The sequence below is a fragment of the Streptomyces roseolus genome (genome assembly GCF_014649855.1).
Classification (GTDB): domain Bacteria; phylum Actinomycetota; class Actinomycetes; order Streptomycetales; family Streptomycetaceae; genus Streptomyces; species Streptomyces roseolus.
Window position 1 is genome coordinate 1 of record NZ_BMTV01000072.1, and the last position, 2773, is coordinate 2773.

Annotated in this window: 1 protein-coding gene; it reads right to left on the reverse strand. The window is 70.2% G+C overall.

What is annotated here, in order from left to right; genetic code table 11:
• Positions 1-2773: methionine synthase (gene metH, locus IE245_RS36450; protein ID WP_189955734.1), on the reverse strand; the 2773-nt coding region annotated here is incomplete at both ends.

The window sequence follows — 2773 nt, forward strand, 5'->3', positions numbered from 1 at the left end:
CCCCACTGGCCCTTGAACAGCGCGCCCTCGTCGAGCCAGGAGGCGTAGTCCTTGAGCGGGATGCCCTTGACGACCCGGGTGCCCCAGAACGGCGGGGCGGGCACGGGGTTGTCGGTGGCGACGTCGGAACGGCCGCCGGGCTCGGGCTCGTCGACCTGGAGGGCGGCGGTGCCCTTGGGGACCCGCCGCTGCTTCAGCTCGGGCAGCACGGCCCCGGGGACGCCGCGCTTGACGGCGACGAGGGCGTCCATGAGGCGCAGGCCCTCGAAGGCGTCGCGGGCGTAGCGGACCTCGCCCTGGTAGATCTCGTGGAGGTCCTGTTCGACGTAGGCCCTGGTCAGGGCGGCGCCGCCGAGGATGACCGGGTACTTGGCGGCCAGGTCGCGCTGGTTGAGCTCTTCCAGGTTCTCCTTCATGATCACGGTGGACTTCACCAGGAGGCCGGACATGCCGATGACGTCCGCCTTGTGTTCCTCGGCGGCTTCCAGGATCGCGGAGACCGGCTGCTTGATACCGATGTTGACGACGTTGTAGCCGTTGTTGGACAGGATGATGTCCACGAGGTTCTTGCCGATGTCGTGGACGTCGCCGCGCACGGTCGCGAGCACGATCGTGCCCTTGCCGTCCGCGTCGGACTTCTCCATGTGCGGCTCCAGATGGGCCACCGCCGTCTTCATCACCTCGGCGGACTGGAGCACGAACGGCAGCTGCATCTGCCCGGAGCCGAACAGCTCGCCGACGACCTTCATGCCGTCGAGGAGGGTGTTGTTGACGATGTCGAGGGCCGGGGTGGTGACCAGCGCCTCGTCGAGATCGGCCTCCAGACCGTTCTTCTCGCCGTCGATGATCCGCCGCTTGAGGCGCTCCTCCAGCGGCAGCGCGGCCAGCTCCTCGGCCTTGCCCGCCTTCAGCGACTTCGCGGTGGCGCCCTCGAAGAGGGCCATCAGCTTCTGCAGCGGGTCGTAGCCCTCCGCCCGCCGGTCGTAGATCAGGTCCAGCGCGGTGGTGACCTGCTCCTCGTCGAAGCGGGCGATGGGGAGGATCTTGGAGGCGTGCACGATGGCCGAGTCCAGGCCGGCCTTCACGCACTCGTCGAGGAAGACCGAGTTCAGCAGGATCCGGGCGGCCGGGTTGAGGCCGAAGGAGATGTTCGACAGACCCAGCGTCGTCTGCACGTCCGGGTGGCGGCGCTTGAGCTCGCGGATCGCCTCGATGGTGGCGATGCCGTCGCCCCGGGACTCCTCCTGGCCGGTGCAGATGGTGAAGGTCAGGGTGTCGATGAGGATGTCCGACTCGTGGATGCCCCAGTTGCCGGTGAGGTCGGCGATGAGCCGCTCGGCGATGGCCACCTTGTGCTCGACGGTGCGGGCCTGGCCCTCCTCGTCGATGGTGAGCGCGATCAGCGCCGCCCCGTGCTCCCGCGCGAGCCGGGTCACCTTCGCGAAACGGGACTCGGGGCCGTCGCCGTCCTCGTAGTTGACGGAGTTGATCACCGCCCGCCCGCCCAGCTTCTCCAGGCCCGCCCGGATCACCTCGACCTCGGTGGAGTCCAGCACGATCGGCAGGGTGGAGGCGGTCGCGAACCGGCCCGCCAGCTCCTCCATGTCCGCCACTCCGTCACGGCCGACGTAGTCCACGCACAGGTCGAGCATGTGCGCGCCCTCGCGGATCTGGTCGCGGGCCATCTCCACGCAGTCGTCCCAGCGGCCCTCCAGCATGGCCTCGCGGAACTTCTTCGACCCGTTCGCGTTCGTCCGCTCACCGATCGCCAGGTACGAGGTGTCCTGCCGGAACGGGACGGTCTGGTAGAGGGAGGCGGCACCGGGCTCGGGGCGGGGGTCGCGCGGGGCGGGCGTGAGGCCGCGGACGCGTTCGACGACCTGGCGCAGGTGCTCGGGGGTGGTGCCGCAGCAGCCGCCGACGAGGGAGAGGCCGTAGTCGCGGACGAAGCCCTCCTGCGCGTCGGCGAGCTCGGCCGGGGAGAGCGGGTAGTGGGCGCCGTCGGAGGTCAGGACGGGCAGACCCGCGTTGGGCATCACCGACAGCGGGATGCGCGAGTGACGGGCGAGATAGCGCAGGTGCTCGCTCATCTCCGCCGGACCGGTCGCGCAGTTCAGGCCGATCATGTCGATGCCCAGCGGCTCCAGCGCCGTCAGCGCCGCCCCGATCTCCGAACCCAGCAGCATCGTCCCGGTGGTCTCCACCGTGACGGAGACGATGAGCGGCACGTCGTGGCCGAGGGCGTCGAGCGCGCGGCGGGCGCCGATCACCGACGCCTTGGTCTGGAGCAGATCCTGCGTCGTCTCCACGATCAGCGCGTCGGCACCACCGGTGAGCAGGCCCTCGGCGTTCTGCTGATAGGCGTCGCGCAGCACGGTGTACGGGGCGTGCCCGAGGGTCGGCAGCTTGGTACCCGGCCCGATGGAACCCAGCACCCAGCGCTGCCGGCCGTCGGCCGCGGTGAACTCGTCGGCGACCTCCCGCGCCACCCGCGCACCGGCCACCGAGAGCTCGTGCACGCGGTGGGCGATGTCGTACTCCCCCAGGGCCGCGTGGTTGGCACCGAAGGTGTTGGTCTCCACGCAGTCGACGCCGGCGGCGAAGTACTCACGGTGCACCGAGGCGACGATGTCCGGCCGGGTCAGGCTGAGGATCTCGTTACAGCCCTCGAGGTTCTCGAAGTCCGCGAGGGTCGGCTCCTGGGCCTGGAGCATCGTCCCCATGGCGCCGTCGGCGACGACGACGCGGCTGGCGAGTGCTTCGCGGAGCGCGG